General features: G+C 73.5%; 20 protein-coding genes. 11 read left to right on the forward strand and 9 right to left on the reverse strand.

Features of this window, described 5'->3' with window-relative positions:
* The first annotated feature begins 104 nt into the window (after window positions 1-104).
* Window positions 105-509 carry a pilus assembly protein CpaE gene (locus FHX71_RS02600; protein WP_182614286.1) on the forward strand — a complete coding sequence of 135 codons (405 nt, stop codon included), beginning with the start codon at window positions 105-107 and terminating at the stop codon, window positions 507-509.
* Window positions 510-528: 19 nt separating this feature from the next.
* Here FHX71_RS02600 and FHX71_RS29910 read toward each other — a convergent pair whose 3' ends face one another.
* Complete coding sequence (locus tag FHX71_RS29910) at window positions 529-2,526, reverse strand: M15 family metallopeptidase (RefSeq protein WP_182614287.1); 1,998 nt, start codon at window positions 2,524-2,526, stop codon at window positions 529-531.
* 398 nt (window positions 2,527-2,924) lie between these two features.
* On the opposite strand from FHX71_RS29910, the gene FHX71_RS02610 reads away from it, so the two are divergent.
* The gene (locus tag FHX71_RS02610; protein WP_182614288.1) at window positions 2,925-5,747 is read left to right on the forward strand and encodes a CLIPPER-2 domain-containing protein; all 2,823 of its coding nucleotides are present in this window, start codon (window positions 2,925-2,927) and stop codon (window positions 5,745-5,747) included.
* A 338-nt stretch (window positions 5,748-6,085) separates the two neighbouring features.
* On the forward strand, window positions 6,086-7,687 hold the full coding sequence (locus FHX71_RS02615; protein ID WP_182614289.1) for a helix-turn-helix transcriptional regulator: 1,602 nt from the start codon (window positions 6,086-6,088) through the stop codon (window positions 7,685-7,687).
* A gap of 57 nt (window positions 7,688-7,744) precedes the next feature.
* On the opposite strand, the gene FHX71_RS02620 is transcribed toward FHX71_RS02615, so the two are convergent.
* The 6 genes from FHX71_RS02620 to FHX71_RS02645 all read right to left on the reverse strand — a co-directional run bounded on the left by FHX71_RS02620 (window position 7,745) and on the right by FHX71_RS02645 (window position 15,690).
* Complete coding sequence (locus tag FHX71_RS02620) at window positions 7,745-8,650, reverse strand: patatin-like phospholipase family protein (protein ID WP_182614290.1); 906 nt, start codon at window positions 8,648-8,650, stop codon at window positions 7,745-7,747.
* Between the two features lie 195 nt (window positions 8,651-8,845).
* Window positions 8,846-10,162 carry a glycoside hydrolase family 125 protein gene (locus tag FHX71_RS02625; protein ID WP_182614291.1) on the reverse strand — a complete coding sequence of 439 codons (1,317 nt, stop codon included), beginning with the start codon at window positions 10,160-10,162 and terminating at the stop codon, window positions 8,846-8,848.
* On the reverse strand, window positions 10,159-12,381 hold the full coding sequence (locus tag FHX71_RS02630; RefSeq protein WP_312876900.1) for a glycoside hydrolase family 3 N-terminal domain-containing protein: 2,223 nt from the start codon (window positions 12,379-12,381) through the stop codon (window positions 10,159-10,161). The genes FHX71_RS02625 and FHX71_RS02630 overlap by 4 nt, the downstream gene beginning before the upstream one ends.
* 152 nt (window positions 12,382-12,533) lie before the next feature.
* Entirely contained in the window at window positions 12,534-13,397 is an 864-nt protein-coding gene (locus FHX71_RS02635) for a carbohydrate ABC transporter permease (RefSeq protein WP_220489439.1), read from the reverse strand.
* Window positions 13,398-13,438: 41 nt separating this feature from the next.
* Window positions 13,439-14,374, reverse strand: a complete 936-nt coding sequence (locus tag FHX71_RS02640; protein ID WP_182614293.1) for a carbohydrate ABC transporter permease — start codon at window positions 14,372-14,374, stop codon at window positions 13,439-13,441.
* A gap of 29 nt (window positions 14,375-14,403) precedes the next feature.
* Window positions 14,404-15,690 carry an ABC transporter substrate-binding protein gene (locus tag FHX71_RS02645; RefSeq protein WP_182614294.1) on the reverse strand — a complete coding sequence of 429 codons (1,287 nt, stop codon included), beginning with the start codon at window positions 15,688-15,690 and terminating at the stop codon, window positions 14,404-14,406.
* A 159-nt stretch (window positions 15,691-15,849) separates the two neighbouring features.
* Here FHX71_RS02645 and FHX71_RS02650 point away from each other — a divergent pair, with 159 nt between their 5' ends.
* The 6 genes from FHX71_RS02650 to FHX71_RS02675 all read left to right on the forward strand — a co-directional run bounded on the left by FHX71_RS02650 (window position 15,850) and on the right by FHX71_RS02675 (window position 23,177).
* Complete coding sequence (locus tag FHX71_RS02650; protein ID WP_182614295.1) at window positions 15,850-16,872, forward strand: LacI family DNA-binding transcriptional regulator; 1,023 nt, start codon at window positions 15,850-15,852, stop codon at window positions 16,870-16,872.
* 58 nt (window positions 16,873-16,930) lie between these two features.
* Entirely contained in the window at window positions 16,931-18,181 is a 1,251-nt protein-coding gene (locus FHX71_RS02655; RefSeq protein WP_220489441.1) for a glycoside hydrolase 5 family protein, read from the forward strand.
* A complete protein-coding gene (locus tag FHX71_RS02660; protein ID WP_182614296.1) occupies window positions 18,165-19,784 on the forward strand; it encodes an N-acyl-D-amino-acid deacylase family protein in 1,620 nt (539 codons plus the stop codon). Before FHX71_RS02655 ends, FHX71_RS02660 begins: the two co-directional genes overlap by 17 nt.
* A 339-nt stretch (window positions 19,785-20,123) precedes the next feature.
* Window positions 20,124-20,846, forward strand: coding sequence for a GntR family transcriptional regulator (locus tag FHX71_RS02665; RefSeq protein ID WP_182614297.1), 723 nt, complete (start codon window positions 20,124-20,126; stop codon window positions 20,844-20,846).
* Window positions 20,843-21,883 carry a 1-aminocyclopropane-1-carboxylate deaminase gene (locus tag FHX71_RS02670; RefSeq protein WP_182614298.1) on the forward strand — a complete coding sequence of 347 codons (1,041 nt, stop codon included), beginning with the start codon at window positions 20,843-20,845 and terminating at the stop codon, window positions 21,881-21,883. The genes FHX71_RS02665 and FHX71_RS02670 overlap by 4 nt, the downstream gene beginning before the upstream one ends.
* 97 nt (window positions 21,884-21,980) lie before the next feature.
* Complete coding sequence (locus tag FHX71_RS02675) at window positions 21,981-23,177, forward strand: AI-2E family transporter (protein WP_182614299.1); 1,197 nt, start codon at window positions 21,981-21,983, stop codon at window positions 23,175-23,177.
* Here FHX71_RS02675 and FHX71_RS29915 read toward each other — a convergent pair.
* Together FHX71_RS29915 and FHX71_RS02685 are read right to left on the reverse strand one after the other, a co-directional pair.
* A complete protein-coding gene (locus tag FHX71_RS29915) occupies window positions 23,174-23,836 on the reverse strand; it encodes a response regulator (RefSeq protein WP_312876901.1) in 663 nt (220 codons plus the stop codon). The two genes, FHX71_RS02675 and FHX71_RS29915, sit on opposite strands and share 4 nt — an antisense overlap.
* Window positions 23,833-24,930, reverse strand: coding sequence for a sensor histidine kinase (locus FHX71_RS02685; protein ID WP_246402164.1), 1,098 nt, complete (start codon window positions 24,928-24,930; stop codon window positions 23,833-23,835). The genes FHX71_RS29915 and FHX71_RS02685 overlap by 4 nt, the downstream gene beginning before the upstream one ends.
* A gap of 113 nt (window positions 24,931-25,043) precedes the next feature.
* Here FHX71_RS02685 and FHX71_RS02690 point away from each other — a divergent pair, with 113 nt between their 5' ends.
* The gene (locus FHX71_RS02690; RefSeq protein WP_182614300.1) at window positions 25,044-25,796 is read left to right on the forward strand and encodes an ABC transporter ATP-binding protein; all 753 of its coding nucleotides are present in this window, start codon (window positions 25,044-25,046) and stop codon (window positions 25,794-25,796) included.
* Window positions 25,793-26,569: an ABC transporter permease gene (locus tag FHX71_RS02695; RefSeq protein ID WP_182614301.1), complete on the forward strand. Its 777-nt coding sequence runs from the start codon at window positions 25,793-25,795 to the stop codon at window positions 26,567-26,569. The genes FHX71_RS02690 and FHX71_RS02695 overlap by 4 nt, the downstream gene beginning before the upstream one ends.
* Window position 26,570: the final 1 nt, after the last annotated feature.

The following is a 26,570-nucleotide window of genomic DNA, read 5'->3' on the forward strand; positions in this document are numbered from 1 at the left end:
GATGCCCTCTACGAGGGTCGCCCTATCTCTACAACTCGTCAAGATGTGGGTGTGGCAGACAGGGCCCGCTGACGCCCGCGGGCGATAATCGCCAGAATGGGTCGATGATCTCCACCGAACTCGCAACGAAGCTGCGTGACGCAGGCCTGGTCTGGACCCCCGTGGACGGTGACCAGTTCCGGGTCCGGGCGGCGGAGCTCGCCGGGGACGTCTTCACCGTGAGCACCATGACCATCGAGGCGCACGAGTACTCGACCGGCACGATCCTGGGCTTCAACGGAACCACCGAGTGGGCGCTCGACTCGGTCTCGATCGAGGACGCCCTCTGGCTGCCCCGCGAGGACCAGCTCCGCACCCTCCTGCGCTCGGCGTTCCACGCGCTGCGCCGCACCGACGACGGCTACGAGGTCGAGGTCCGGCTGCTCGACCAGACGCGGGTGTTCACCGACCCGGAGCCCACCGAGGCCTACGGTCAGGCGCTCCTCGCGCTGGTCGAGCTCAGCCGCTGACCTCAGCGGCTGACCCCGCTCACCCCTCGTCGTCGTCGGTGAGGCCCAGGTCCTTCGCGAGCCCCAGCAGGGACTCACGCGTGGCCGAGGGGCTGGACGACGGCTCCGGCGAGGCCGGCGTCCCGCTGCCGCTCGGGGCGGGCTCCGGCGTCGGGCTCGGCCGCTCCCCGGACGGCGTGGGCGACGGGGCCGGGCTCGGCGCGCTCGGCTCCGGCGTCGGGCTGGGCGCCGGGACCGACGGGGAGGGGGACGGCGGGACCGACGGCGACGGGCTCGGGTCCGACGGCGACGGGCTCGGCGAGGGCTCCGGCGTCGGGCTGGGCGACGGGCTGGTCACCGGCGGCTTCGGGGTCGGCTTCGGCTCGCTCGGCGAGGGCTTGGGCGTCGGCTTGGGCTTCGGCTTGGTGGGCTTCTGCGCGGGCGGGTTCTTGGCCGGCTTGTCGGCCGGCTTGGCCGACGGCGGCGCCGCGTCGTCGGCGGGCGAGCGGTCCTTCGTGCCGGAGCTGGTCGCGGCGGCCTCGTAGCGCGGGCCCTCGTCGTCCGAGCGCCCGGTCTCGTCGTCCGAACCCCACGTGCCGACGTCGGACGGGTCGACCGCACGGTCGGGGACCGCACCCGCCGCGAAGAACTCGAAGTGCCACGGCTCGGGCTTGGTGCCGCCCGGCCGCGCCCACGACGGGTTGTCCCAGCCGTAGTCCGGTCCGTGCACCCGCAGCCACACGTACTCGGCGGACGTGCCGCCCGAGATCGGGGCGCCCAGGTCCACGGCCAGGCCCCAGCCGTGGTTCGAGGTGCCGGGGACCGCCGCCAGGTGCGGCTTCGCGCTCGCCACGGCGACCTGCGCCACGTACGACCGGTAGGAGTCGGTGATCGGGATCGGGTGCCCGAACTCGTCCTCGAACTTCTCGCTCAGGGCCTCCAGGCGCTCCGCGGCGTCGCAGCGCAGCAGGTGCCCGCTCGCGAAGTCCAGCGGGCACAGCACCCCGGCCGGGATGCGGCCGTTGGCGTAGGAGACGGTGGAGTCGCCGAACGCATCGACCACGTCGAACAGGTTCTGGCGCAGCGTGAGGCCAACGCCCCCGCGACCGCCCGTCGTACCGGCCGTCGTCCCCTCGCGCGCGGCCTGGTGCTGGTCGGCGGGCTGCACCTCGACCAGGGTGCTCGGCGCCGACGGGTCCAGCATGTTCGCCAGGCGTACCGCCGCGAGCACGACCTCGTCGTAGGTCACGCGGTCCGCCCCCAGCTCGGCGGTGCCGTGCCCCGTCGTCGGGTCCCACGGCACGACGTCGGCCGGGCGGGCTGCCGTTGCCAGGACCCCGGTGCGCGGCTCGGCCGGGTCGCGTCGCGCCGCCGACCTCGGCGCCGACGCCGCGTCCCTCGTGGCAACAGCCTTGGCGGCTGCCTCCGACGCCACGTCGGCCGCCGCCTCGGCCGCCGGCGCTGCGTCACTCTCGGCGTCGGGCCTGATCGTCGAGCCGTGCTCGTCGGACACCTGGATCACGGCCTGCAGGTCGTCCTGGAGCGCCGGCTCCGCGCCGTCGTCGTCCGGGCCCTTGTTCCCGTCCGTGTCGCCGTCCGCGTCCCGGTCCCGCACGACCGGCGCGTCCTGGACGCGCAGCCCTTCCGCCTGGCGGGGCGCTGGCTGCTGGATCTGGTAGGTGGTGTAGAGCATGCCGAGCTCGGCCGCGGCCTGCGCCACCGCCGGGCTGAGGTCGGGGCCCTGCTCCCGTGCCTGCTGGTCCGCGCGCGCCAGGACGGCGACGATCTGGTCCGGGGTCACGTTCCGCGGCATGGTCTCGGCCTGCACCGCCGGCACGCTCCGGAAGGCGTCCAGGAACCGGGCCGGGAGGTCCCGACCGTCCCCGGGTGCGTGCTGGTCCGGGATGCTCGGCACCGCTGCGAGCAGCAGACCTCCCGCGGTCACCGTGGCGACGGCGCCTGCCCAGGTGGTGCGCAACAGTCTGCGCCGGCTGGGGCTGGAGGTGGGCACAGCGGGCTTCGTCGCCTGGTCCTGCACGCGGGGCTCCTTCTGTCGGTGTCCTGCTTTCACCTGCGTACTGCGAGTGATCCGGGTTGCCTGACGGGTAAAGAAGTCTTGAGCAGCGAATAAAGGACTATCACGGGTCCGCGTGACTCACGCGGTGAAGCGTTCGCCGATGGCGTGACCGGCCCGGAGAGCACATCCGGTCGGCCGGCCGTGCGTTCCGGTATGTCCGAAGCGTCGCCGAGGGCAGGCCGCTGACCCCGGCGTTCGTCCCGCGCGATGCCCCAGGGGGTGAAAAACCACCTCCGGTTGATGACTTGGTTGGTGATTTCTTGATCCCCGGCTGGTGATCGGGCGCCGAGCCGATGGCATTGATCTCGCCGTAGTCGATTCGATGCGGGCCGCGGGCCCGTGAGCGAGGGGAACAACAGATGCGAGCACGAAGGTCAACGACGAGGACCACCCAGGGCGGGTATGCCAGGAGACGACGCGGGCGGGTCCCGGCGGTCCTGGCGGCGCTGAGCCTGGTCGGGGCGGGCTTGGTCGCCACCTCGCTCACGGCGGTCACGCCGAGCGCGGTCGCCGCGCCGGGCAACCCCGGGGTGCCGGGGGAGCCGACGGTCCTGTTCGTCGAGGACTTCGAGAACCGCGCCGCGGACTCGAACGTGCTCCTGACCGACTACACGGGCGCGGACGGGACGACGTACACCGCGGACCCGTTCTGGGTGGACCGGAACGACTGCAACGGGTTCATCATCAACCAGACCAGCACGCGGGTCCCGGGCGACTGCAACGGCTCGCAGCCCGACACCTTCGGGGCCGCGACCTTCACGTCGCTGACCGCGATGCCGCACGCGCTCGGCACCATCAACGGGACCGACCCGGCGAGCAACGCGGCGGCGTCGTCGTACACCTCGGGCAACGACGCGGACAACCTGGTGCAGTTCGCCACGGCCGCCCCGCTGACGCTCACGACCGAGGGCCGGTTCGTGACGTTCTCCGTGGACGCCGTCGCGCAGAACTGCCAGGCCAGCCACCCCGAGCTGCGCTTCTACCTCGTGGACGGCAGCGGCACGGAGATCCCGGTCTCCAGCTCGGCCATCGATCCGTGCACCGACCCGCGCGGGGCGCAGTTCACCTCGCCGACCGAGAACGGGACCACCCGCCTCGTGACCGGCGGCCGGTTCCCGGCCGACGGCTCGACCCTCGTCACGGGGGGCTCGTTCGGCATCGTGATGCGCAACGAGAACGGCAACGGCGGCGGCAACGACGGCGCCTACGACAACATCCGCGTGCTGGACGTGACGCCGCAGCTCGACAAGGAGTTCAGCCCGACGTCGGTCGCCACCGGCGGCGTCTCCACGCTGACCCTGACGATCACGAACACGAGCGACCTGGCCGCCAAGAACGGCTGGTCGTTCACCGACACCCTCCCCGAGGGCCTGGTCGTCGCGGACCCGTCCGCCGTCGCCACCACCTGCCCGGCCGGCGACGTGACGGCCGCGGCCGGCGCCACGGCGGTCGAGGCGACCGGCAACCTGGACGCCGGCATGGCCTCGTGCACCATCACGGTGAACGTGACCTCCGACGAGGCGGGCAGCTACACCAACGGCCCCGACAACATCTCGGCGATCGGCCTGGACTTCCCGGGCACGTCGACCGTGACCTTCGGCGACCCGAGCCTGGAGCTCGTCAAGACCGCCGGTGACCCCGTCGACGTCAACGAGAACGGCATCACGGACACGGGCGACACCATCGCCTACACGTTCGAGGTGACCAACACCGGCGACGTCGCGATCAACGACCTGGCGATCGACGACCCCAAGGTGGGCGCCATCACCTGCGAGGCCACCTCGGTCGAGCCGGGTGACACCGTCACCTGCACCACCGACGAGCCCTACGTCGTCACGGACGAGGACGTCGAGGCGGGCTCGGTCGACAACTCCGCGACCGCCACGGGCACCCCGCCCGGCACGGACACCCCGATCGGCTCGCCGCCCTCGGAGACCAGCACGCCCACCGAGGCGCCGGACCCCGGCATCGAGGTCGTGAAGTCCGCGACGCCGTCGGGCCCCGAGTCGTACACCGTGGGCCAGGAGATCACCTACAACTTCGAGGTGACCAACACCGGCAACGTGCCGCTGAGCGACGTCACGGTCGACGAGACCGAGTTCACCGGCACGGGCGAGGCGCCCGTCCCGGACTGCCCCGCCGACGTCGTCCTGGCGCCCGGGGACTCGCTGACCTGCACCGCGACGTACGTGATCACGCAGGCCGACGTCGACGCCGGTGAGGTGACCAACTCGGCCACGGCCACCGGCACGCCGCCGGGGGACACCCCGCCGCCGGAGTCGCCGCCGTCGACCGTCGAGATCCCCAGCACCCCGGAGCCGGGCATCGAGGTGGTCAAGACCTCCGACACCGAGGAGATCAGCGAGGTCGGCCAGGAGATCACCTACTCCTTCGCGGTGACCAACACCGGCAACGTCACGCTGACCGACATCGAGGTCGACGACTCCGACTTCTCGGGCTCGGGTGACCTGTCGCCCGTCGAGTGCCCCGCCGAGGCCGCGAGCCTCCTCCCCGGCGCCTCCGTGACCTGCGCCGCGACGTACGTCGTGACGCAGGCCGACCTCGACGCCGGCGCGCTGAGCAACAGCGCCACGGCCACCGGCACCCCGCCGGGGAGCACGCCGCCGCCGGAGTCGCCGCCGTCGACCGTGGACATCCCGGGCACCCCGGCGCCCGGCATCGAGGTGGTCAAGACGTCCGACACGAAGGAGATCACCCGGGTGGGCCAGAAGGTCACCTACAGCTTCGAGGTGACCAACACCGGCAACGTGGCGCTCGCCGACGTCACGGTCGACGACTCGGACTTCTCCGGGACGGGCGAGCTGTCGCCGGTCGAGTGCCCGGCCGAGGCGGCGGACCTGGCGCCCGGCGCGTCGGTGACCTGCACCGCGACGTACGTGGTCACGGCCGCCGACCTCGACGCGGGTGAGCTGACCAACACGGCCACGGCCACGGGCACCCCGCCCGGGGGCGTGACGCCGCCGACGTCGCCGCCGTCGACCGCGACGGTCCCGGTGGACCCGGACGAGCCGGCCCCGCCGGCTCCGGGCGGCTCGGGTGGTCCGGGCGGTTCGCTGGCCGCGACCGGGGCGAACCCGGCCTGGACGGCGGGCTTCGCCGCGCTGCTGATGCTGACCGGTGCGGCGGCGATGCTCGCCGTCCGACGCCGCGCGATCGGCTGATCCACACCGGTTCCTCGCCCCACCCGGTGCTCGGGTGGGGCGAGGGGCCGGTCGCGGTCTTTATGTACAGTTCCGGCTTTTCGCCGAAAACGCAGATGACATTCTGTTGAACGCTTTACCAAATGCTTTATAGTTCCGTCGAACAGCTCATCCGAAAGATGCCTTGCTCTGGCCGATGAGTGTCCGCGTTGCCCCTGAACAGGGCGAACGCCGGAGTTGCGCCACCTGATGCACGGGCCACCGACGCCCGGAGCCGGCAGGCGCCTCCGCGCGTGGCCCGCAGGGCGAACGGCGTCGACGCTCTGTGGAAATGGGATGCAACGACTTTGGTTGACGACATGAACGGCCACGCCGATGCCGGCGTGCTGCAAGCGATCACGTCCGGCGACCTGGACACGATCGAGGACCTGGCCGACCGGCGGTGGTTCGAGCTGCCGGGCCGCTACGGCCCGGAGCTGCTGGGGCTGCTCGAACGGCTGCCCGACCCCGTGGTCGCCCGGCGCCCGCGCGTGCTGATGGCGGGCGTGCTGGCCTACCAGCTCGCCGAGGCCCGCGACGACGCGCAGCTGCGCGCCTCGATGCGGCTGTTCGAGCTGCACGGCGCGCGCCTGTCGAAGCGGCTCCGCTCGTTCGCCCGTCCCGGCGACGCGCTCGCGGCCGGGGTGCTGGCGATGCACGCCGCGCGGGTGCGGGGCCAGTACCGGGCGGCGGAGGCGATCGGCGCCTGGATCGAGGACCACCTGCTCCGCACCGACGACTCGGGCGTGCTGCCCTGGAGCGAGGAGCGCCGGATCGGCCGGCCGGGCCTGGTCGCGCTGAACCGGGGCGTGACGGCGATGGTGGCGGGACACCCGGCGGTCGCCGTCGGGCACCTGCGGCGCGCGTACGAGCAGTCCGGCCCGCCGCCGTACCAGCACTTCGCGGGCGCCGCGGCCTGCGCGAACCTGGCGCTGCTCGCGGCGGTGCGCGGGCACCACGTCATGGCCGAGCGCTGGCTCGGCCGCATCCGGCGCTGCGGGCCGGTCCCGGAGTGGCTGGAGCACCACCTGCTGCTGGGCGCGACCATCGCCCGGGCGTTCCTCGCGATCGACCGGCTGGACGTCGACGCCGCCGCGCAGGCGCTGGACGAGGCCGGCACGGGCGAGGAGCAGGGCGACCTCTGGCCGTTCCTCGCCGCCGCCCGCGCGGCGTACGCCGTGGCCTTCGACGAGCCGGTCACCGGCCTGCTGGACCTCGACGCGGCCTGCTTCGCCCACGGGATGGGTGCGCGCCCCGGCCCCGGGGCCCACCCGGTGCTGCTGCGCGCCCACGCCGACCTGCTCGCGGCGACCGGCGAGGGCAACCGCGTCGTCGCCCTCGCCGAGGTCGCCGCGACCGGCCGGCTCCTGCCGCCCGCGGCCCGGGTGCGGCTCCTGGCGGGCGACAACGACGGGGCGCTCGCCGTGGCGGGACGGGCGATGCGCGACGCCGGGGTGACCCCGCGGGACGCGCTCGAGCTCCAGCTCGTCATGGCCCTGGTGCACCTGCGCGCGGGGGAGACCGACGACGCGCGGGCGCGGTTCGAGCACGCCGTCGAGCTCGGGCGGCAGGGGCTGCTCCCGCCGTTCGGGCTGTTCCCGCACGACGAGCTGCTGGACCTGTGCGCCCGGACCGGCACCGACCCCGCGGAGCTCGGCCTGGTACGTACCGCCGACGACGCCCGGCACCCCGCCTCGGGCCCGATCGTGCTGCTCACCCGGCGGGAGCGGGCGGTCCTGGTCGGGCTGGCCGCCGGGGCCAGCGCGGTGCGGATCGCGGAGGAGCACGGCGTCTCCGTGAACACGGTGCGCACCCAGGTGCGCAAGGTCTACCGCAAGCTCAACGCGTCGAACCGCACCAGCGCGCTGGCCCGCGCGGGCCAGCTCGGCCTCATCCCGCCGGAGTCCTCGCGCAGCGCGTGACCCCGTGGCCGACGTCGGGGGAGACCCGCCGCCGGCCACGGGGTGCCGGCACGGCCGTCAGCGCCAGAACACGCCGAGCCGGTCGGCGAGGGCCAGGCCCTGGGCATGCCCGGCCCGGGCCGCGGCCGGGCGCTGCGAGACATCCATCGCGTTGACGCCGAACAGGTGCTCGGCGCCGGGCTCGGGGAAGACCGTCTCGACCCGGCTGCCGCCCGCGCGCAGGGCCTCCACCTGGGACGCGAGGTCCAGGCCCCAGTCCAACGGCGTCCGGGTCGCGCCGCCGAACGGCGACAGCACGAGCACCCGGTCGTACCCGGTGGCCAGGTCGGCGTTCTCGGCGCCCGCCCGGTAGCCGCCGTCGATGTATCGGTGCTCGCCGATCCGGTAGGCGAAGCCGCTGGAGCAGCTCGCCGCGACGGCGTCCGCCAGGCCGACGCCGCTGTCCCGGCCGAGCGCGACCGGCTCGCCGGTCGCGGCGTCGACCGCCGTCAGCAGCACCGTCCGCTGCGGCCAGGACTGGTCGGGCAGTCGGGCGGCGACGGTGGCGCGCCACCGCTCCTGCACCGCGTCGTCCGACGACCCGGGCAGGGCGAGCGCCGAGGCGCCCATCCGGCGGCGCATGTCGGCCGCGTCGTGGGCGGCGTCGATGATCTGGCGCGTCCGCTCCAGGTGGTCCACGACGGGACGGGCGGCGGCGGGGCCGACGTCGGACCGTGTGGACGCGCCGGGCCCGGGCGCCCCGGGCCGCGTGACGGGGACGAGCGTCGCCGCGTACAGGTCGGCCGGGGCCGCGCCGCCGAGCTGGGCCGCGGCCGTCGCGCCCGCCGACGTGCCGACGGTCAGGTCGGGTGCGGTCACGTCCAGGCCGCCGTCGAACAGGCCGGCGACCACGCCGAGCAGCCAGGCGTTGCCGGTGGAACCGCCGCCGCCGAGGACAAGGGCGGAAGAAGGTGTGGTGTGCATGGGAGTTGCCTCTCGCGAGCTGAGTCGCGGGCGCTCCCGGTGGCGACTAGGCCGGCCGCGCGACCGTGGACCGCGGGGGAGCACCCGATGGGGACACTGCGTACACGGGTCTCACCTCCTCACGTCGAATCACGATCGCGACGAAATTAGCACACGCCGCTGACACCACCCTGCGTGCCGCACACCCGGCAGGTCTCACACCCCGCCGGCCTCCAGGCTGCGGGCCTCCGTCTCGTCCGCGACCACGAGCGCGACCTCGCAGAACATCGAGTCCGCCCACGAGAACCACGGCCGCGAGAACGCCGTCGGGTCCGAGGGGTCGAACGACTCGTGCATGCGCCCCGTGCCGCCGTCGGTCCGGGCGAGCACGGCGAGCAGCCGCACCCGGTCCTCCGGGGTGCCGGTGAGCGCCTCGACGGCCAGCGCGATGGGCCACACCCGGCCCGGCTTGGTGTGCGGGCTGCCGATGCCGCTCGCCACGGTGCCGGTCACGTAGTACGGGTTGGCGGGGCTGAGCACCAGGTCGCGGGTCGCGCGCCACACGTCGTCGTCGAGCACGTCGGGCGCGTTCAGGGGGAGCGACAGCAGCGACGGCGTGTTGGCGTCGTCCATGTGCAGCGCGTTGCCCAGCCCGTCCACCTCGTACGCGTAGACGGGCGTGCCGTCGCCGTCGGGCAGGGGGACCACGCCGAACGCCCGGACCCCCGCCACCAGCTCCCCGGACAGCGCCCGCGCGTCGGCGGCCAGGGCGTCGTCGTCGAGCACCTCGGCGGCGATCTGTGCGACCGCGAGCAGCGCCTGCGCCGCGAACAGGTTCGCGGGCACGTTATATCCGTAGGTGCAGGCGTCGTCCGAGGGGCGGAAGCCGCTCCAGGTCATGCCCGTGCGCCCGACGGCGGTGCCCCGGCCCTCGCGCGCGAGCGTCTCCGTGGGGATGTCCGTGTCCCGCTGGAACCGGTACGGCGACGCGTCGTGGTCCTGCTCGGTGCGGAGCTGGTCCACGATCGTGCGCAGCACCCGGTGGGCGCGCTCGTCGAACACGTCGGTGCGGCCCGTGGCCCGCCACAGCGTGTGCGCGAGCGTGACCGGGTAGGCCAGGCTGTCGATCTCGTACTTCTGCTCCCAGACGTGCGGGTCGTCGCACACGTCCTCGGGGTCGTAGTGCGCGCCCGTTGGCCCGTCGTTGAAGGCGTTCGCGTACGGGTCGTGGTCCAGGCAGGCGAGCTGACGCCGCACGACGGCGGCGACCAGGTCGGCCAGCGGCGGGCACGTGTCGAGGAACCGCAGGTACGGCGTGAGCTGCGTGGTCGAGTCGCGCAGCCACATCGCCGGGATGTCGCCCGTGATGACGAAGGCCGTGCCGTCGTCGCCCATCGTGACGGTGTCCGTCAGCGTGCGCAGCAGCGCGGCCTCGACCATGTCGCCCACCTGCGTGCCCGACGTGGCGCGCACGCGCGCGGCGGCCTCCGTCAGGGTCGCCGTGATCGCGGGGTCGAGGTGGGTTCGCGTCATCGCTCCCATGGGGTGGCTCCGTTCTGGTCGGTCACGCGGACCGGTAGGGCGTGGGCGGGCGGGTCCGATTCTGGCGTGCACCACACGCTGAGCGTGACCGGCTCGGCGACCGGCGCGCCACTGGCCCACGAGCCGAGCGCGTCGAGGCCGAGCCCGAACGCGACCTCCGTGGTGGCGCCGGGCGCCACGGTCACCCGCCGGACGGCGAGGAGCTGACGACGGCGCGGCCGGACGCCGGGCTCGTGCCGGCGGGCGTACAGCGGCACCGGGACGGACCGGGGCTCGGCGCCCGCGTTGGTGACCTCGACGGTCAGGTGCGCCGTGCCGCCCGCGGTGAGCGCGGAGGCGGCGACGGACGGCGCCGCGCCGGTCAGGCGCGCGCTGATGCCGGGCAGCAGCGCCGTGCCCAGGGGCAGGCGCTGGAGCACGTCGGTGTCCACGTACCCGCGCGCCGTCTCCATCCGCTCGTCGTGCGCCACCGGCATGACGCCGTCCGCGGCCGGGAACGTCGCCGGCAGCCGGCCCGACGCCGTCCCGTCGCACAGCGCGGCCGCTACGGCCTCGCCGCCCGACGGACCGGGGAACGGCACCACCAGCAGCGCGTCGGCCAGGGAGCGCAGCTCCGTCAGCGCGCGCGGCCGTCCGTCCAGCACGACGGCGACCACCGGCGTACCGCCCGCGCGCGCCGCCCGGACCACGTCGAGCTGCGCCTGCGGCAGCGCCACCGACGACAGGTCAACGCCCTCGCCGTTCGTCGTGTCCAGCGCGGGGCCGTCGACGGCGCCGTTGTCGGCGAACTCGTCGTCGTACGTGCGCCGGCTCGTGCCGCCGAGCACCACGACGCACACGTCGGCGCCGGCGTTCGCGGCCCGGACCGCGTCGAGTGCACCCGGATCTGCGAGCGGGCCGCGCAGGCGGCTGCCCTCGGCGTACCGCACACGGTCGGCGCCGAAGCGCGCCGTGAGCGCGGAGCGCACGGTCGAGGCGCCCGGGTCCGGCGCGGGGCGCGGCGGCGTGTAGTCGCCGAGCTGGGCGTCGAGGTCGTCGGCGTTCGGGCCCACGACGGCGAGGGTCTGGCCGGGGCGCAGCGGCAGCAGGCCACCGTCGTCGACGAGGACGACGGACTGGCGGGCCGCGCGGTCCACGAGCTCGATCAGGTCGCGTCCGGCGGGCGCGTCCGCAGTGGGCGCGCCCGCCGCGGGGGCGCCGGGCACGTCCGCAGCGCCCGCGTCCGCCGCGGGCTGGTCCGGCGTCGGCGCACCGAACAGCCCGAGCCGCCGCTTGAGGGCGAGCACCCGGTCCACGGCGCGGTCGAGCACGGCGACGTCGACGAGTCCGCGCTCGATCGCGGGCTCGATGTGCGTGAACGCCTCGTCCCAGAGGCTCAGGTCCACGCCGGCATTCAGCGCCAGCGCGGCGGCGAAGGCGGGGTCGGGGGAGCTGTCGCGGAGCCGGTCGATGGCGGTGCCGTCGGCCATGACCAGGCCGTCCCAGCCCCACTGCTCGCGGATCGTGCCGGTGAGCAGCTCCTCGTTGGCGCTGCACGGCACGCCGTCGACGTCGTTGTAGGCGGCCATGAAGCCGGCGACGCCCACGCGCGCGGCGGCGTGCGCGGGCCGCAGGTGGATCTCGCCGAGCTCGCGGCGCCCGATCGGTGCGCCCGAGCCGTTGCGCCCGCCGATCCCGGCGCCCTGCCCGGCGAGGTGCTTGGCGACGACGGCGACGTGCGTGCCGTCGATCGGGTCGCCCGCCGAGGCGGTGCCCTGCATGCCGCGCACCGTGGCGGCGACCAGCAGCGCGGCCAGGGCCGGGTCCTCGGAGAAGCACTCCTCGGCGCGGCCCCAGCGCGGGTCGCGCAGCACGTCGAGACCGGAGACGAGCGCGACGTGCGTGCCGCGGGCCCGGGCCTCGGCGGCGACGGCGGCCGCGAGCTCCTCGGTCAGGTCGGCGTCCATGCCGGCGCCGAGCGCGAGGTTCACGGGCAGCGTGGTGCCGCCGAGCGCCATCAGGCCGTGCGGTGCCTCCTCGACGAACAGCACCGGGATGCCGTCGCCGAAGGCGTTCACGTGGTCCTGGACCGCGGCGTAGGCCTCGGCGCTGCGCTCGGGCGGTATGCCGTTGTCCCAGCGCACCGCCGACCACGGGTCGGCGCGCAGCACGCCGTACAGCGCCCCGAGCCCGCCCCACCGGTCCACCTCACGCCGCAGCACGTCGGTCACGCGGGGAGCGCCGTCGACCCACCTGACCGCCTCCCACCCCTTCACCCGCTGATTAACTTGCCCAATACGTGTAGCCAGCGGCAAAGCCGCGGCGCGGGTGTCAGACGTACAGGTCCCTCCGGGGACCTGTACGTCTGACAGGTGGGGGTGGGTCATCCCTTGACCGCCCCCGAGAGCAGGGCGCGCTGCATCTGGCGCTGGAGCACGGTGTAGACGAGGTACACGGGCAACAGTGTGAACAGGGTCCCGGCCATCAGCACGCCGTAGTCGGTCCCGGCGTCGACCTTGAGGGTCGGCAGGGCCACCTGGATGGTGCGCTGCGCGGTGTCCGGGCCGATCAGGATCAGCGGGTACAGGTACGCGTTCCAGAACGACAGGAAGTTGAGCAGCAGCACGGTCGCGATGCCCGGCACGCAGATGGGCAGGTAGACCTGCCGCAGCACCTGGAGCGACGACGCGCCGTCCATGGAGGCGGCCTCCTCCAGCTCGCGCGGGATGGTGCGCATGAACGACGTCAGGATGACGATCGACAGCGGCAGCGCCGTCGCCGGCAGCAGGAAGATCACGAACGTGCGGGTGTGGAACAGGCCGAGCGCCGCGGCGAGCAGGAACGTTGGGAACAGCGCCGCGAACGACGGGATGAGGAAGCCGAGCGCGAAGACGCTCTCGACGATCTTCCCGGCCTTGCCGCGCGCCCGGGCCAGGGCGAACGACGCCGGCAGCGCGAGCACCAGGGTCAGCACCAGCGCCGCGACCGTGGTCAGCGCGGAGTTGGCGACCGCGAGGCCGAGGTCGGCCTGCTGGATCGCCGTCGTGAAGTTGGAGAAGTCGAACGTCGTCGGCAGGGCGAGCGGCGACTCGAAGATCTCCTCGTTCGTCTTGAACGACGAGACGATGAAGTAGTAGAAGGGGATGACCAGCAGTGCGGCGTAGATCCACGCGAGCGTGCCGCTCGTGATGGAGCCGATGCGGTCGCGCAGGGGGAGTCGACGGGCGACTGCGGCGCGCTGAGCCATGAGGTTCTCCAGGGCAGGTTCGGGAGGCGACGGATCGGGGATCAGTGCGTGGCGCGGAGCGTGCGGCGGATCGCCCACATCCCGAGCAGCCCGATCACGAAGAGGACGACGCCGACGGCCTGGCTGTAGCCCAGGTCGGTCTCGACGAACGCCTTGCGGTAGATGAGGTACGCGAGCGTGGTGGTCGCGTTCTCGGGCCCGCCCTGCGTGAGCAGCAGCACGGTCTGCGCCGAGTTGAACAGCATGGACAGGAACTGGAGCATCGCGACGACGCCGATGAAGTCCCGCGCGATGGGCCAGTACATGCGCCAGGCCAGCCGCCAGTCGTTCGCGCCGTCCAGCCGCGCCGCCTGCACGATCTCGGTCTCGACGCCGTCGAGCCGCGACGCGATGAGCACCGCCGAGTAGCCGATGCCGCTCCACAGCTCGACGGCGATGATGGCGCCGAGCGCGGTGGTCGGGTCGGCGAGCCACTCGTTGCCCTCCAGGCCCAGCGGGCGCAGGAACCCGTTGACCAGGCCGTCCGGGTTGAGCATCGCGTAGAAGACCATCGCCGTCGCCGGGGCGGAGATGAGCGCCGGGATGAACAGCAGGTACCGCAGCACGCGGTGGCCGCGCGGCTTCTGCACCACGTAGAACGCGAGCAGGAAGGCGAGGCCGATCATGATCGGCAGGCCGACGACGATCTGGATCGCCGAGTTCGCCGTCGCCGTCCAGAAGGTCTCGTCGGCGAAGACGCGGGCGAAGTTGTCCAGGCCCGCTGGTGTCGGCGTGGTGAGCATGCCCGGCCACGACATGAACGCGATGACGAACATCGCGACCACGGGGCCGATCATGAACACCGCGTACCAGATCAGCGCGGGCAGGGCGAGGCCGGGGAACCGGTCGCGGATCGTCCCGCGGCGGCGGGAGCGGGGGGCGGCGGTCTTGCCGTCGCCGGTCGTGTCAGGGCGGCCGGCGTCGAGGAGCGCGGTCATGGGTGGGGGTCCTTTCCCAGCTCGAGCGGTCAGACCGCCTGGTATGACTTCTCGAAGGCTTCGATGATCCGGTCGGCGGGCGCGGACCCGTAGGCGAGCGCGGTCGCCTGGATCATCGGCTCGAACACGGCGTCGGGGATGAGCAGGTCGGGCAGCATCACGGGGGTCACGTCGTCGTCGGTCAGGCGCGAGCCCTGGGCGACGAGCGGGAAGTCCTGGCTCACGGTGTCGGTGACGCGGCTCATGTCGCGGCCGGACCCGAGGATGAACTCGTCCGTGACCTCGGGGGTGTACAGGTTCTGCACGAACGGCTTGATCAGGTCGAACTTCTTCATGCCGTTCTCGCTGATCCAGATGCCGTGGCCGTTGAAGCTCTTGATGACGCTCGGGCGCTCCAGCACGCCGCCGCTGGACGGCACGGGCCAGCCGCCCACGGTCACCTCGGCCGCGCGCTCGTTCGGCACCAGCGCGAGGGCCGACGACATGGCCGGCACGATGGCGGCCTTGCGCGTGTTGAACTGCGTGAGCTCCGAGTCGGAGGTGTAGCCCTGCACGTTGTCGACGAAGACGCCGGCGTCGCGCAGCTCGACGAAGTGCTCCACGCCCGCGACGGCGCCGGGGCTCTCGGAGATCTTGCCGGTCGAGAACACGGTGCGCGCCTCGTCCTGCGTGATGAAGCCCTGGAGGATCTGCAGGAACATCTTCTGGCCGCTCCAGTCGGAGCCGCCCACGGTGACGGGGCCGATGCCCTTGGAGCGCAGGGCGTCCGCGGCGGCGATCAGCTCGTCCGACGTCGTCGGGATCGCGCCTACGCCTGCCTCCTCCAGCAGCCCGGTGTTGAACGACACCGGCCAGTTGGTGCGGGTGAACGGGAAGGCGCGCAGGCGGCCCTCGTCGTCGGTCCACTCCGCCAGCGCCTCGGGGATGATCAGGTCCCGCAGGCCCCAGTCGTCGAGGTAGTCGTTGACGGGGACGGTCGCGCCCAGGCGGGTCCAGGACAGGGTGCGGCCCATCATGTTGACGATCGCGACGTCGGCCTCCTTGCCCGCGAGCGTGCTCGTCTCGAACACGATGGGCAGGTCGGAGCCGTTCTTCAGCAGCGCGACCTTGCGCGCGGTGGCGCGCTGGTACGCGGCGACGACGTCGGAGAACACCTGCGCGCCGGCGACCGCGCCGCTGATCTGCGTGTGCACGGTCAGGGCGCCGGAGCCGCTGGACGCCGGGGCGAGCGGCCCGCACGCGGCGAGCAGCGGGGTGATGATTCCGCCGCTGAGGGCGGCGCCCAACAAGGTGCGCCTGCTGATGCCGTGTGACACGGGACCTCCTGGAGCTTGTCGACCTGGAACTGCGGTGTGTCGATCGAGACGGGCGGGGCACATCTGCGTGCCGGGCCTTTGTAAAGCGGTACACAATCTGGCTGGCCGTGAATGTATACCGCTTTACTTTCGAGGGTCAACCCCCGTAGTGTCTGGCGCGTGACCGAAACACCCCCGAAACGAGCAACGATCGCCGCGGTGGCCCGCCGTGCCGGAGTGTCGCCGTCCGCGGTGTCCCACGTCTTCAACGGGCGGCCCAACGTCTCGGCCGCCACGGCCGAGCGCATCCGGCAGGCCGCCGACGAGCTCAACTGGCGCCCCAACTACGCCAGCCGCAAGGTGTCGGGCCAGGGCGGGCGCAGCCTCGGGCTGGTGATCGCCCGCGCGAGCGACACCTTCGGTCGCGACCCCTTCTTCATGCGGCTCGTCGCCGGGCTCACCCAGCCTCTGGCGGACATCGGCTGGTCGCTCTCGCTCACCCTCGTGGGGGCGGACGACGAGGCGCGCGTCTACCGCGAGTGGTGGGCCGAGCAGCGCGTCGACGCGTTCCTGCTGGTCGACGCACGCACCGACGACCCGCGGCTCGACCTCGTCGGCACGCTCGGCGCGCCCGCCGTGGTGCTCGGCGCCCCCGTCGACGCCGCGGTCCCCGCGGTCACGGTGCGCGACGACGCCGCGTTCGCGGCCGTGCTCGCCCACCTGACCGAGCTCGGCCACCGCCGGGTCGCGCGGGTCAACGACGCGCCCGGCCTCGCCCACACCCAGGCCCGCGACCGGCGGTTCGCCGAGGCCGCCGCCGACAGCGGCGTCGAGCCGTCCTACGCCGTCTGGGACGCCGAGGCCGCCGACCCCGTGGCCGACCTGCTGGGCCGCGTCGGCGACGTCACGGCGATCATCGTCGACAGCGAGGTGATCGCCGCCGAGATCGTCGCGCACGCCCCCGAGCTCGGGGTGAGCGTCCCCGGGCAGCTCTCCGTGGTCGCCTGGGAGGACTCCTGGGTCTCCACCCTGGTGCGCCCGCGCCTGACCGCGCTCGACGCGCCCGTCGAGGAGAGCGCCCGCACCGCCGTCGCCCTGCTGGAGCGGCTCGTGCGGGGTGACGCCGTGACCTCGCAGACGGTCGGCGGGCGCCAGCTCATGGTGCGCGAGTCGACGTCCGCGGCGCCGGGCACTCCCGCCTGACCGCCCCCGCCTGACCACCCCACGCCTTGGTTATCTGATCCACCTGAGAGGCAGGCCCTTGACCACCACCCCGCGTTTCGGCGTCAACTACACCCCGTCGAAGGACTGGATGTTCCAGTGGATGGCGATCGACCGCGCCGTCGTGCGCGCCGACTTCGAGGCCATCGCGGCGCTCGGCGTCGACCACGTCCGGGTGTTCCCCCTGTGGCCCGTGCTGCAGCCCAACCGCACCCTGATCCGGCAGCGCGCCCTGGACGACATCGCGCTCGTGGCCGACCTCGCGGCCGAGCAGGGCCTGGACATCGCCGTCGACGTGATCCAGGGGCACATGTCGGGCTTCGACTTCGTGCCGGCCTGGCTCGTGAACTGGCACGACGGCAACATGTTCACCGACCAGCCGGCGATCGACGCGCAGGTCGACCTCGTCGCGGCGGTCTACGACGCCGTCCGGGACAAGCCCAACTTCCTGGGCCTGACGCTCGGCAACGAGCTCAACCAGTTCCAGCGGCCCAACCCGGCCGCGATGCCCGCCAAGCGCGACGAGATCACGCACTGGCTGACGTCGCTGCTGGAGGCCCCGCGCGACCGCGACCCGGGGCACCTCGTGACGCACAGCGAGAACGACCACCTCTGGTACCGCGACGAGCACCCGTTCGTGCCGGCGCACGCCTCGCGCCTGGGCGACGTGACGACCGTGCACTCCTGGATCTTCAACGGCACGGCCGCGACGTACGGCGCGCTGTCGCCGCAGTCGGTGCGGCACGCCGAGTGGATGATCGAGCTGTCCAAGGCGTTCGCCGCGCAGCCCGGCCGGCAGGTCTGGCTGCAGGAGGTCGGGGCGCCCTCGATGAACCTCGCCGAGTCGGAGATGCCCGAGTTCTGCGCGCGCACCATCGAGGCGGCACTCACCACGGACGACCTCTACGCCGTCACCTGGTGGTGCTCGCACGACGTGACCCGCGAGCTGGGCGACTACAAGGACCTCGAGTACTCGCTCGGCCTGCTCGACACCGAGAACAACGTGAAGCCGCTCGGGCGGCGGTTCGCCGAGGTGGTCGCGGAGGCGCGGCGTGCTGGTGCGCGTCCTGCTTCTTCGGGGCGGCCGGTGGCCGTGGTGGTCGACGTCGACGCGGACGACCTGCCGCTGTCCCGGCCGTCCCTCGGCCCCGGCGGCGCGGTCTTCGAGCGCTGGCACGCGCTGCGCGAGGAGGGCGTGGAGGTCACCGTCGTGACCAGCGCCGCCGCCGCGGACCCCGCCGCGCTGGAGGCTCGCGGGATCCGGGAGCTGGTTCGTGTCGACGCGGTCTGACTCGGACCTGCTGCTGCGCGGCGGTCTCGTCGTCGACGGCAGCGGCGCGGAGCCGGTCGTCGGCGACGTGCTGGTGCGGGACGGCCGGATCGCCGCCGTCGGCGGGCGGGTCGACGCGCCCGGGGCGCGCGTCGTCGACGTCGGCGGACTGGCCGTGGCGCCGGGCTTCATCGACATGCATGCCCACTCCGACCTGGCCGTCCTGGCGGACGGCGAGCACCTCGCCAAGGTCACGCAGGGCGTCACGACCGAGGCGGTGGGCCAGGACGGGATCTCGTACGCGCCCGTCACCGACGAGACGATGGCGCTGGTCCGCGAGCAGATCGCGGGCTGGAACGGCATCCCGGACGGGGTCGACTTCTCCTGGCGGTCCGTCGCGGAGTACCTGGCCGAGGTGGACCGGCGCGGCAGCGCGACCAACGTCGCGTACCTGGTGCCGCAGGGCACCGTCCGGATGAACGTCGTCGGCACGGGCGACCGGCGGGCGACGCCCGCCGAGATCGCGGAGATGCGCGCGCAGGTCGCCCAGGGTCTGCGGGAGGGCGCGTTCGGCCTGTCGTCCGGGCTCACCTACGTGCCCGGAATGTTCGCCGACACCGACGAGCTCGTCGCCCTGTGCGAGGTGGTCGCGGAGCACGGCGGGTACTACGCCCCGCACCAGCGGTCCTACGGCGCGGGGGCGGTCGGCGCCTACGCCGAGATGGTCGACGTCGCGCGGCGCTCCGGCTGCGCCCTGCACCTGACGCACGCGACGATGAACTTCCCCGAGAACCGTGGCCGCGCGGGGGAGCTGCTGGCGCTCGTCGACCGGGCGATCGCGGACGGCGTCGACATCACGCTCGACACGTACCCCTACCTCCCCGGCTCCACCACGCTGTCCGCGCTGCTGCCGAGCCGCGCCGCGGTCGGCGGTCCGGAGCGGACGCTGGCCCGGCTGCGCGACCCGGGGGAGCGGGCGTGGATCGCGCACGAGGTCGAGGTCGTCGGCAGCGACGGCTGCCACGGCGTGCCCGTCGACTGGGACAGCATCGAGATCGCGGGGGTGCGCGACGCCGCGCTCGGCGACCGGGTGGGCCGCACCGTGGCGCGGATCGCGCTGGACGAGGGGCGGGCGCCGGCCGACGTGTTCTTCGACCTGCTGCTCGCCGACCGGCTCGGCACGAGCATCCTGCAGCACGTCGGCGACGAGGGGAACGTCCGCGAGATCATGCGGCACCCCCGGCACACGGGCGGCAGCGACGGCATCCTGGTCGGCGCCAAGCCGCACCCGCGCGGCTCGGGCACGTTCCCGCGCTACCTCGGCCGGTACGTGCGCGAGGAGGGCGTGCTGTCGCTCGCCGACATGATCGTGCACCTCTCTGCCCGCCCCGCGGCCCGGCTCGGTCTGCACGACCGGGGTCGGATCGCCGAGGGCTACGTGGCCGACGTCGTCGTCTTCGACCCGGACACCGTCGCCGACCGTGCGACGCCGGACCAGCCGCGCCTGACTGCCGCCGGCATCCCGTGGGTCCTGGTGGGTGGCGTCCCCGTGATCGAGGACGGGGCCCGCACCGATGCGCGCCCGGGCCGAGCGCTGCGGCACCGGCCGCGCGCGACGCGCTGAGGGCTGCTGAGATCAGCACCTCCCCGAGGTGAGGTGCTGAACTCGGCACCTCCCTGAGGTGAGGTTTTGAGATCGGTCGGTGGCATCGAGACCGGTCCAACGCCCGACCGGTCTCGATGCCACCGACCGATCTCATATGTCCGGGCAGGAATAGTGTGCCAAGCGCGGAGCGCTCTGCGGCAGGGCGCGTGGGCCTTGGGCTGCGCCGTCAGCGTCGGGAGTGCGGGTCGTTCAGAGCCGCGGGGCACTTGCCAGGGCGACACCGGGCGGGTGTGCATTGCCCTTGGCCGGAGCAGGCGGGGGTTGCCAGAGCGCGGGGTGCTGTATCTAATATATTGCATGCCCATTCCGAGGAGTGTGCCCGCGATCGATCGCCGGCTGCTGCGTGACGACGTCTACGGCCGGCTGCGCGACGCGATCGTCGACGGCAGCCTGGCGCCCGGGGAGCAGCTGCGCGACGGCGAGCTCGCGGCCTGGCTCGGCGTCAGCCGCACGCCCGTGCGCGAGGCGCTGCTGCGGCTGGCCGAGGCCGGGCTGGTCGTGGCCCGGCCCGGCAGCTCGACGACCGTGAGCTCCCTCGACCTCCGGGACGTGCGGGACGCGCGCGACGTCGTCGCCGCGATGCACGAGGTCGCCGTGCGCGCGGCGGTGCCCGGCCTCACGACGGACGACCTCGACACCATGCGCGCGGCCGAACGCGAGTTCCGGGACGCGATCGAGCGCGGCGACGTCGAGGCGGCACTGCGCGCCGACGACGTGCTGCACGGCGTGCCCGTCACGGTCGCCGCCAACCGGGCGCTGTCCGCCGTGCTCGACCAGTACACGCCCGTGCTGCGCCGCGCGGAACGGCTGCGGTTCGCCTCGCTGGGCGGACGCGCGTCGTTCGCCCGGCACGAGGAGCTGATCCAGCTCTGCGCCGCCGGCGACGCCGAGGCGGCGGCCGCCGTCGCCTTCGACACCTGGTCCACCCTGCCCACCGACGCCGACCAGCCCGGCCAGCCCGATCAGTCCCACCAGCCCGCCGACCAGCCCGAGCAGCCCACCCCCGAGGAGCACCGTTGAGCCTGTCCGACTTCCCCCGCCACCCGCTCACCTTCGGGCCCAGCCCGGTCCACCCGCTGCCCCGGCTCACCGCCCACCTCGGGGGCGCCCAGGTCTGGGCCAAGCGCGAGGACTGCAACGCCGGCCTCGCCTACGGCGGCAACAAGACCCGCAAGCTGGAGTACATCGTCCCGGAGGCCCTGGCCCAGGGCGCGGACACGCTGGTCTCGATCGGCGGCTACCAGTCCAACCACACGCGCCAGGTCGCGGCGGTCGCCGCGTCGCTCGGGCTCAAGGCCGTGCTGGTGCAGGAGAACTGGGTCGACTGGCCCGACTCGGTCGCCGACCGCGTCGGCAACATCATGCTGAGCCGCATCATGGGCGCCGAGGTGCGGCTCGACCCGGCCGGCTTCGGCATCGGGTTCAAGGACTCCTGGGCCCGTGCGATCGAGGACGTCAAGGAGCGCGGGGGCACGCCGTACGCGATCCCGGCGGGCGCCTCCGACCACCGCCTCGGCGGCCTCGGCTTCGCACGCTGGGCCGAGGAGGTCCAGGAGCAGGAGCGGGAGCTCGGCGTCTTCTTCGACACGATCGTCGTCTGTGCGGTCACGGGCTCCACCCAGGCCGGCATGATCGCGGGGTTCGCGGCGCTGGAGGAGGCGGGCGGTCCGCCGCGGCGCGTCATCGGCATCGACGCGAGCGCCAAGCTCGACGAGACCCGCGACCAGGTCGCCCGGATCGCGCGCGCCACGGCGGAGCTGATCGGCGTCGGCCGGCCGCTGCGGGAGGACGAGATCACCGTGCTGCCCGGCTGGGCCGGCGACCTGTACGGCATCCCGGTGGAGTCGACGCTCGACGCGATCCGGCTCACCGGCGAGCTGGAGGGCGTCATCATCGACCCCGTGTACGAGGGCAAGTCGATGGCCGGGCTGATCGACCTCGTGACCAGCGGCGACATCCCCGCGACCAGCAACGTGCTCTACGCGCACCTGGGCGGGCAGCCCGCGCTGAACGCCTACAGCGGCCTGTTCACGCAGACCCGCCAGATGCTCGGCTGACGACGTCCCTGCGCGTCGGCGACAGGCGGGCGGGTTTTCCGGGAGGCTGGGCGCACCAGGTGTTCACCGCGGACACCCGGACTCACGATGGAGCGTCATGGCCCGCCTGCTGCACCGCCCCGGCACCCCGCCACGCCTGCCCGCCGGGCGGAACCTCGACGCGAGCTTCCGCCCGGCGCGGCCCGCGACAGCCGCGCGGCCGGCGCGGATCGCGGGCGGACGGTCCTCGGGCCGCGAGCGCGCCGTCGTCGGGCTGCCCGCCAACCCGTTCGGCTACGCGATGCTCGCCACCCTGGGGGTCGGTGCGGCCCTCGCGCTGCTGGGCGCGCTCTCGGCGGTGGCGACGGTGCTCGTGTACGTCGGCGTGGCACTTTTCCTGGCGCTGGCCCTGGAGCCCGGCATCGAGCAGCTGACCGCCCGGGGACTGCCCCGCTGGGCGGCGGCCACGGTGATGGTCGTCGGGTCTCTGGTGGTGATCGCGCTGGTCGTCGTGGCGGTGCTGCCGATCGCCGTCCCGCAGGTCAGCAGCTTCGGCGCGGGGCTGGTGGAGCTGCTGCGCACCCTGCCCGACCAGGCCTGGTACGCCTGGGCGACCAGCAACCTGGGCGCGCTGGACCTGAACGGGCTGCTGTCCTCGCTGACCGACCTGCTCACGGACCCCCGGCAGCTCTCGGCCATCGCGGGCGGCGTGCTGCAGGTCGGCACGGGCCTGGTCAACGGCGTCACGGCGGTCATCATCACCACGGCGCTGACGATCTACTTCGCGCTGTCGCTGCCGAGCATGGTCTCCGCCGTCCTGCGGCTGGTGCCGCGGTCCCGGCGCGAGATGACCGGCTCGCTGCTGGACGAGGTGCTGGACTCCGTGGGCCGGTACGTCTCCGGGCAGCTCCTCCTGGCGACGATGAACGCGACGTTCACGCTGGTGCTCACCCTGTTCGCGGGCAGCCCGGCCCCGATCCTGCTCGCCGTGATCGCGTTCGTCGCGGCGCTCATCCCCGTCGTGGGTGCCGTCATCGGGTCCGTCCTGGTGACGCTCGCGACCCTGACCGTGAGCCCGGTCGCGGCGATCGTCGTCGCGGCGTGCCTGCTGGTCTACATGCAGGTCGAGGCGTACGTGCTGTCGCCGCGCGTGATGAGCCGCGCGGTGTCGATGCCGGGCGTCCTGGTCATCGTCGCGGCCTTGGCGGGCGCGGCGCTGGGCGGTGTGCTCGGCGCGCTCGTCGCCGTCCCGGTCGCGGCGGCGTGCCTGCTGATCATCAACCGCGTCGTCATCCCGTACCAGGAGGGGCGCTAGCCGAGCACGCCCAGGCGGAGGGCGCGCAGCACGGCGTTGGTCCGGTCCCGGGCCGCGAGCTTGAGCAGGATGGCCGAGACGTGGTTCTTCACGGTGCCCTCGACCAGGGACAGCGCGCCCGAGATCTCGCGGTTGGTGTACCCCTCGGCCATCAGGCGCAGCACCTCGGTCTCGCGGTCGGTGAGCGGCTGGACGGCGAACGTGTCGCCGTCGTCCGACGTCGGGAAGGAGCGGAGCGCACGCAGCATCCGGTCGGTGATCGACGGCGCCACGAGAGTCCCGCCGCCGGCCAGCGCGTGCACGGCGCGCGTGAGCTGCTCGACCGTCACGTCCTTGAGCAGGTACCCGCGGGCCCCGGAACGCAGCGCGTCGAGGACCAGGGTGTCGTCGTCGAACGTGGTGAGCACCAGGACGGGCACGTCGCTGCCCTGCTCCCGGAGCCGGTCCAGGGTCCAGAGGCCGTCGTAGCGGGGCATGCGCAGGTCGAGCAGGATGACGTCCGGCGCGACGTCGGCGATCACCTCCAGGGCGGACGCGCCGTCGTCGGCCTCGCCCACGACCTCGACGTCGGCGATCTCCAGGAGCGCCCGGATGCCGTGCCGCACCAGGGTCTGGTCGTCGACGATGACGACGCGCGTCACGTCGGCGCCCCCGCTCACGTCGGCACCCGCGCCGTCACCCGGAAGCCGTCGGCGCCGTCGAACTCGACCCCGCCGCCCAGCGCCTCGAACCGCTCGGCCAGGCCGCGCAGGCCGTTGCCGGGCACCAGCTCGCGGAACCCGCGCCCGTCGTCCCGCGCGGACAGGACCACGCCGTCCTGCCCGGCCGTCAGCGAGATCCGCAGCGCGCGGGCGTCGGCGTGCCGCAGGGTGTTCGTGACGATCTCCTGCACGGCGCGCACCAGGGCCGCCGTCTGCTCCTCGTCGACCTGCACGTCGGGGCCCACGTCGATCGACACGTCCAGGTCGGGCAGGTCGCGCACCACCTGGCGGAACGCCTCCGTCAGGTCCGACGACGCCGTCCGCAGCTCGCCGACCGTCGTCCGCACGTCGGCCAGCAGCTCGCGCGCCACCCGGTTCGCCCGCTCCACGTGGTCGCGCGCCTGGTCGCCGTCGCGGTGCCGAGCCGCCTCCAGCTCCAGGGTGAGCACCGTGAGCTGGTGGCCGATCAGGTCGTGCAGGTCGCGCGAGATCCGCAGCCGCTCCGCCGTCCGCGCGGACTCGGTCAGCAGCGCGGAGGCCGCCCGCAGGTCCACGTGCGCCTGGCTGAGCTCGCGGCGCAGCCGCTGCTCGCGGATGAGCGTGATCGAGCTCAGTATCGTCGCGAGCTGGATGAGCAGGTAGAACCCGACGCCGACCAGGGCGTCGGCGAGCCCGTTGTCGCGCTGGACCGTGAGCACCACCAGCACCGCCGTGTTCAGGCCGACGACGATGAAGCCCACACGCAGCGGCGCGACGTACACGCTGACGCTCGCGATGACGACCAGCAGCACCGGCATGAGCCCGACCTCGGGCGCGGTGAGCACCACCGCCCACGACGACACGACCGCCGTCGCGAACATCGTGTGCCGCACCAGGTCGGCCCGCTCGCGGACCAGGGACCCCAGCAGGGTGACCATCAGCAGCACGAACAGCGCGATCCACCAGCCGCGCGGGATCGTGGTGCCCGCGTGCCCGAAGAGCACCGGCCCGGCCAGGGCGAGCGCGACCACGAGCATCGCGAGCCCCGACCACTCCTCCGTCCCGAGCCGCATGACAGTCACCCTACGGTCGGTGGCCGACGTCGGCCCGTGCCGAAAGTCATGGTTCACATCCCTGACCGACGGCACAGGCGCAGGCCCGGGGCGGGCACCTAGCGTCGTCGGACATGAGCAGCGACACGAAGGAGAGCGGGGTGCCCGCCATCGAGGCCGAGGGCCTGGTCAAGCGGTACCGCGACAAGGTCGCGGTCGACGGCCTGAGCCTGCGGGTCGACGTCGGGGAGGTGCTCGGCGTGCTCGGCACCAACGGCGCCGGCAAGACCACCACCGTCGAGATGATCGCGGGCCTGCGCCGGCCGGACCGGGGGAGCGTCCGCCTGCTGGGCCTGGACCCGCGGCGGGACCGCGCCCGGGTGCGGCAGGTGCTCGGCGTACAGCTCCAGCAGGCCTACCTGCACGGGGCGCTCACCGTGGCCGAGCTGCTCGGGCTCTACCGCAGCTTCTACCCCGACCCGCGACCCGCCGACGAGCTCCTGGAGCTCGTCGGCCTGGAGGAGCAGCGCCGCGTGCGCTTCGAGAAGCTGTCCGGCGGCCAGCAGCAGCGGGTGTCGATCGCCCTGGCGCTGGTGGGCCGGCCGCAGGTCGTGATCCTCGACGAGCTCACGACCGGCCTCGACCCGCGCGCCCGGCGCCGCATGTGGGCCACGGTCGAGCACCTGCGGGACGAGGGCGTCACCGTCGTGCTCGTCAGCCACGCCATGGAGGAGGTCGAGCGGCTCTGCGACCGGGTCGCGCTGCTCGACGCCGGCCGGCTGGTCGACGTCGGCACGCCCGCCGCGCTCACCGCGCGAGCGGGCGCGGCCACCCTCGACGACGCATTCGTCGCCCTCACCGGAAAGCAGCTGGAGGCAGCCGAATGAGCACCACCGCCCCCACCATCGCCGTCCACCGGCCGGGCCCGCGGTCCTGGCTGACCCTCGTGGTCTGCGAGGCCAAGATGGTCGCGCGCGACACCGCCGGCCTCGTCGTACCGCTCGGCCTGCCGCTCCTCATCCTCCTGACCAGCGCCCAGGCGGCCGGCGACCAGGTCGTGACCGGCGGCTTCACCGTGCTGGAGGCCTACGTGCTGCCGCTGGTGCTGACCATGGTCATCGCCACCATCGGCGTCATCAACATGCCGAGCTTCCTGGCGTACTACCGCCGCAGCGGCATCCTGCGCCGGCTCTCCGTCACCCCCGCGTCCCCCGCGATGGTGCTCGTCGCGCAGGTGGTCGTCAGCGTGCTGCAGACCGTCCTCGGGCTCGCTCTGGCCGTCGCCGTGTCGTTCCTCGGCTTCGGCGCCCGACCTCCGGCCGACCTCGCGACCACCGCCGGGGTCTACGTGCTCGCCATGGCGGCCATGTACGCCGTCGGGATGATCGTGGCCGCCGTCGCGCCCACACCGAACTCCGCGGTCGCCATCGGGCTCGTCGGCTTCTTCGCGCTCGGCGCCCTGGGCGGCATGTTCGGCGGCCCCGGCAGCCTGCCCGAGCCGCTCGCCGAGCTCGGCGAACGGCTGCCCTTCGGGGCAGCGGTCCAGGCGCTCGCGGCGGCCTGGGTCGGGGCTCCCGTCGAGCCGGCGCACCTGATCAGCCTGGGCGTGACGGTCGTGGTGGGCTCGGTGACCGCGGCGCTGTTGTTCCGCTGGGACTGAG

The organism is Promicromonospora sukumoe (genome assembly GCF_014137995.1).
GTDB lineage: Bacteria > Actinomycetota > Actinomycetes > Actinomycetales > Cellulomonadaceae > Promicromonospora > Promicromonospora sukumoe.